Origin of the sequence: Anaerophaga thermohalophila str. Valhall, assembly GCF_000250735.1 — a bacterium.
GTDB lineage: Bacteria > Bacteroidota > Bacteroidia > Bacteroidales > Marinilabiliaceae > Anaerophaga > Anaerophaga thermohalophila_A.
Genome location: NZ_AHZV01000343.1, coordinates 1 through 5,588 on the forward strand (window position 1 = coordinate 1; position 5,588 = coordinate 5,588).

Annotated in this window: 4 protein-coding genes; 3 read left to right on the top strand and 1 reads right to left on the bottom strand. The window is 43.2% G+C overall.

Annotated elements, in window-relative coordinates; genetic code table 11:
- Positions 1 to 914: DMT family transporter (locus OQ5_RS0117710; RefSeq protein ID WP_016778766.1), on the top strand; the 914-nt coding region annotated here is incomplete at its 5' end.
- On the opposite strand, the gene OQ5_RS0117715 is transcribed toward OQ5_RS0117710, so the two are convergent.
- Positions 911 to 1,798 (bottom strand): DMT family transporter, encoded by an 888-nt coding sequence (locus tag OQ5_RS0117715; protein ID WP_026055383.1) that lies wholly within the window; start codon positions 1,796 to 1,798, stop codon positions 911 to 913. The two genes, OQ5_RS0117710 and OQ5_RS0117715, sit on opposite strands and share 4 nt — an antisense overlap.
- 425 nt (positions 1,799 to 2,223) lie before the next feature.
- Here OQ5_RS0117715 and OQ5_RS0117725 point away from each other — a divergent pair, with 425 nt between their 5' ends.
- Together OQ5_RS0117725 and OQ5_RS0117730 are read left to right on the top strand one after the other, a co-directional pair.
- The gene (locus tag OQ5_RS0117725) at positions 2,224 to 4,548 is read left to right on the top strand and encodes a TonB-dependent receptor (protein ID WP_016778769.1); all 2,325 of its coding nucleotides are present in this window, start codon (positions 2,224 to 2,226) and stop codon (positions 4,546 to 4,548) included.
- Positions 4,549 to 4,560: 12 nt separating this feature from the next.
- Complete coding sequence (locus OQ5_RS0117730) at positions 4,561 to 5,391, top strand: DUF4249 family protein (protein WP_082179620.1); 831 nt, start codon at positions 4,561 to 4,563, stop codon at positions 5,389 to 5,391.
- Positions 5,392 to 5,588: the final 197 nt, after the last annotated feature.

A 5,588-nucleotide genomic window follows, 5' to 3' on the forward strand; every position in this document is an offset into this window, starting at 1 on the left:
AATACAAGATGGAATATATCACAAGTCATCTCGGTGAACTATCGGCCCTTGTTACAGCAATATGCTGGACAGCTACAAGCATGGCTTTCGAATCGGCCGGAAAAAAAGTAGGCTCATTGTCGGTCAATTTAATCCGATTGGTTATGGCACTGGTATTGCTTGGATTGTTTACGACCATAACAAGAGGGCATTTTTGGCCGGCAGATGCAGGTTCACATGCCTGGCTGTGGTTAAGTCTGTCGGGACTGGTCGGCTTCGTTATTGGTGATTTGTTGTTGTTTAAGGCTTTCGTGGTAGTCGGCGCGCGCGTGTCGATGCTCATTATGTCGCTTACCCCTCCGCTTACAGCTCTTTTCGGACTGATTATTCTGGGAGAACGGATGACTCTCATCAATATTTTAGGGATGATACTTACAATTAGCGGTATTGCATTGGTTGTACTGGCGCGACCGGTAAAAGGAAAGCGTTTTTCACTCAACTTTCCGGTGGCAGGACTTCTGCTGGCTTTCGGCGGCGCAGCCGGTCAGGCTTTAGGTTTGGTGCTGAGCAAACTGGGAATGGGCAAACTGGATGCTTTTATGTCGACCCAGATAAGGGTAATAGCCGGAATAGCAGGCTTTTCGATTGTATTTTTCTTCATGCGTCGTTGGGGTAACGTCCGGAAGGCTTTGAAAAATAAATCGGCCATGGGGAGCATCTCAATCGGTGCCTTCTTCGGTCCGTTTTTAGGGGTCTCATTCAGCCTGCTGGCAGTAAAATACACCTCTACCGGTATAGCCTCAACGCTGATGGCACTGACGCCTGTGATGATCATCCTGCCCGCCCGATACATTTTTAAAGAAAAAATTACTACAAAAGAAGTTATCGGGGCTTTTATCGCTGTTGCAGGCGTTGTGGTGTTTTTTGTGTTTTAACCTAATAACAACAATGCAATTCCTATAAGAATGCCCCCAAGGTATAAAGCCTTCTTCTTCACATTCTTTTCACCGAACATTAAGGCTCCAAATACGAAGGGAACAATTACGCTGCTACGTCGTAGTGCTGAGATGACTGAAATCAACGATTCAGGCTCACTAATGGCATAAAAATAGAGAAAATCGGCAATCACCAGAAAAAGACCAATGAGCGGAATCGTCCAACGCCAGAAAAAAGGCGTACGGGAGGGTCGCTTGCGACGGACAAACCACAAAACAGGCAGCAATAACACTACCTGGTAAAAGGAAAACCAGGCTTGCACCGCAACACGATCTACCTGACGAAGGATATGCTTGTCGTAGAGGGCACTGACAGCACCGGCAAGCGTTCCGATTATCACAAACCACATCCACTTGTTTTTACGAAACGATAGTCCCTCCATTTTTCCAACAGTGGAAAAACGAAAAAAGAAAAAGAGCGTCAGCAGTAATCCTGCCCATCTAAGCCCGCTTAATTGTTCACCGAAAATAACGATGGCACCGATCAGTGTCCAAAGGGGCCCGGTAGCTCTTACTGGCGCAACAATGGTAAGTGGCAGATGTTTCAGTGCAAAATAATTGAACACCCACGAAGTCAAAACAATGGTTGTTTTCAATAGTACCATCCAATGTTCACGCGTATTAAGACGGGGTACAAAAACTATATCTCCACTTTCCAAAATACCATATTCTGACAGCAAAACCAAAGGAAGGAATATGAATGTACTCGTCAAAGCTCCGAAAAACAATACCGGCCATACGGCATTGTCGCGTAGGGATACTTTTTTGAGTATATCGTAGAAGCCAAGAAAAAATGCTGAAAAAAGCGTTAATATTAACCACATTTGTTCATCAATTAGCGTCAAGCATAACATAATGCACCAGGCATCACTGATTTTCGTTTTTTCTTCATAATAAAGAGTTTACGCAGCTATGTTTATTGCACTCTTTCTCATACAGAGTGATATGACTCCAAAGGCATTTATTATTTCTGCCTTCTGCCTTCTGCTTTCTCCCTTTTTATCCAACTGTCTCCCCCTTCCCGGGTCAAAGACAACCGTAATCACCTTGCTCCATGCCCCATGCCTTCCAATCCTGCCACCTTCTCATCAGACCTAAAACAGACCGCAAAATTAGCAAAATAAACCATTTCCCCTTTTTCGCACTTCACCAGTCTTATACCGTTGTTCACCATAAAAATTTGGGGCAAATAAATATTCAGGTTTATTTTGTGCCGAAATTTATTAAACACAAAAACCCGCCGTAATTTATGGAGATAAAAACACTTATTGCCTGTTTTATCCTTTTATTGATTAGTGATAATACAGAGGCTCAGACCAACGTTACATTGAGTGGTCATATCAAAGACAGTAAAACAGGCGAAACCCTTATAGGAGCTACCCTCTACGTTCAGGAGCTGCAATCAGGAACAGCTACAAATGCTTACGGTTTTTATTCTCTGACACTTCCCAAAGGGAAATATACAATTCAGTTCTCATACGTCGGCTATCAGGATCAGGTAAAGACCGTAAATGTTTCTGAAAATCAAAAACTCAACATTGAATTGATTCCAAAAAACATTGAACTAAATGCCGTAGAAATCAGAGGCCGGGCAGCCAACCATAATATCAGCAGTACACAAATGGGAATGGTTGAAATGGACGCCAAAACCATAAAAACCATGCCGGTGCTGTTAGGCGAATCCGACGTAATGAAATCCATACAGATGATGCCTGGAATTCAGACACCGGTAGAGGGAAGCAGCGGATTCAGCGTGAGAGGGGGAGCAACAGACCAAAACCTCGTACTTCTGGACGAAGCTACTGTCTATAATCCAAGTCATCTCATGGGGTTCTTCTCGGTTTTTAATGCCGATGCCATTAAGGATGTGACACTTTACAAAGGTGATATTCCGGCTTCGGCAGGTGGCCGTTTATCTTCCCTACTGGATGTGAGGATGCGCGACGGAAACACCAAAGAATTTAAAGCCGAAGGGGGCATCGGAATCATTGCCAGCCGTCTCACACTCGAAGCCCCCATAAAAAAGGACAAAGGTTCATTCATAATTTCAGGTCGACGCACTTATGCAGACATGTTCCTGAAGCTGTCTTCCGATTCATCGATCAACAACAACAAACTGTATTTTTACGACCTTAATGCCAAAGCCAATTATGAACTAAACAGTAATAACCGGTTTTTTATTTCCGGATATTTTGGCAAAGACGCTTACGGATATGCTGATGATTTTGGTATGAACTGGGGAAATGCCACCTTTACTTTTCGATGGAATCATTTATTCAGCGACAGGCTTTTCTCTAATCTGACATTGCTCTATTCAAAATACAATTACCAGGTAGAGATAAACGAAGGAAGCCCCGATTACAATTGGACATCCTATCTTGAAAACCTGAGTGCCAAATATGATTTCACCTGGTTTCTTTCCCCATCCTCAAAGATTCGTTTTGGTGCCCAGGCCATTCGCCATTTTATTCAGCCCGGACGTTTCGAGGTGTCGGATCAGCCCAGCGACTATAAAGTACCCGACAATAAAGCCATGGAATATGGGACATATCTTCTGGCAGAACAAAAAATTGGTGCTAAACTAAGTGTTAATGCCGGATTGAGAATGTCGGCTTTCCAGAATATCGGAAAAGCAACGGTCTTTCGTATCAATGAAGATTACGAAGTAACAGATACCATACATTACAAAAACAATGACATCTTTAATACTTACACAAGGTTTGAGCCCAGATTTAGTGCCCGCTACATGCTCAATGAACATACCTCGATAAAAGGTTCATACAGCCGAACTTACCAATACATTCAACTGGCCTCCAATTCAACAGCCGGCACGCCTCTGGATGTGTGGTTCCCTGCATCGGAATACGTAAAACCACAGAAGTGCGATCAAATCTCTGCCGGTTGGTTTCGAAACTTCAATAACAACCAGTACGAGGCATCTGTTGAAACATTCTACAAGTGGATGGACAACCAGATAGACTTTGACGCCAATGCCAATCTGATGCTCAATGACCAGTTGGAGAAAGAAATCAGAATTGGCAAGGCTTATTCTTACGGAATTGAGTTTTTACTAAGAAAGAATGAAGGCCGTCTAAACGGATGGTTGGGCTATACCTGGTCTAAGGCCCGAAGGAAAATTCCTGATATCAACAACGGAAGGAAATATCCGGCCAATTACGACATCCCACACAACCTTAATATCGTTCTCAATTACCGGATATCGAATCGTATAAACATTTCTTCGGTGTGGAACTACCGTACGGGAGCACCCATTACTTATCCGACAATGCGTTTCAAACATGCACAGTCGAGTCTTCCCGTTTATGGCGATAAAAACAGTTCGCGCCTTCCCGATTATCATCGGCTCGATGTGGCTGTCTCCATTAAAAATAAAGACAAACCTGGTCGAAAGTGGGAAGGCGAATGGCACATAGGTGCCTATAATGCCTACAACCGGGCCAATGCCTATTCGGTGCAATTCGAAGAAGACCCGGACACCCCGAATAAAATAAATGCGTACAAGACAGTAATGTTTCGAATTGTTCCATCCGTTACCTATAATTTCAAATTTTAATATCGAATTATCATGGCATCAGGCATAAACAGATTAATCTGCATATTTACGACAACACTCATAATCATCAGTTGTGAAAGAGTGCAATTTGATCCGAAGATCGAAACCCTGAACGATAAGCTTCCCGTTGTATATGGCGTACTGGGGAACCATCCCGATTACAGGCAGATTGAACTTACCCGCACTGCGCCATACATGGATGGCACTGAATACCCTGTAATTGAAAATGCCATAGTTACAGTGAGCGATGAAAATAATACCTACACATTCAATCACATCAGAGACGGCATCTATCAGGCTCCTGAGGACTTTCAGCCGGGAATAGATACTACCTATAATCTTAGCATCAGCATAGAGGGAGAAATCTATGAAGCACAATCGCTCATGCCGCCTTCAGTCAACATACATTCAGTAAAAGTTCAACCCGATCGTTGGGAAGATGAAGATGCAGGCATTTATGAAATAACTGCGTGGATCAAAGACAACGAACGCGAAAATGAAAGGTTTATCGCCAAATATGCCATAAATGAGGTGCCATACGACTCTGTAAGTGTATGGTCGCAATATACCGATCAGCTCACCAATAATATCTGGCTCGAGGATGCTGTAATCTTTGGCAATATTGAAGCCAACCCCGGTGATACAATAGATGTATATGTTTTGTCGGTTAGCGGGCAGTACTACGATTTTGTGCAGGCGGCAGAAAAAAACAGAGTAGGATACAACCCGTTTACCCCTCCGGCAGGAGTGACCATTACCGGAAATATCAGCAACGGAGCTTTAGGTTTTTTCCAGGTTTCAGCTATTGTTCAGGAGACGGTTGTAGTTCCTGATGATAAATAGTGTCTTCTGTCCATTAAGTACCATTTGCTGTGTTACGCTTGCCGCCAAAATACTCATTTACGAAAAGTAAACTCCGTTTTTGGCGGCTTCGAAAGCCTTGCAACTGGCACTTTCTGAACAGACACACATATTGTAAAAATCTTTGCGAATTTATAAACACAATAGATCGTTAGATTTTTAGATACAAGATCACTGTT

Coding starts and splice junctions, on each gene's coding strand:
- OQ5_RS0117715 (WP_026055383.1), bottom strand. CDS start 1,798: ATGTGGTTAATATTAACGCTTTTTTCAGCATTTTTTCTTGGCTTCTAC.
- OQ5_RS0117730 (WP_082179620.1), top strand. CDS start 4,561: ATGGCATCAGGCATAAACAGATTAATCTGCATATTTACGACAACACTC.
- OQ5_RS0117725 (WP_016778769.1), top strand. CDS start 2,224: ATGGAGATAAAAACACTTATTGCCTGTTTTATCCTTTTATTGATTAGT.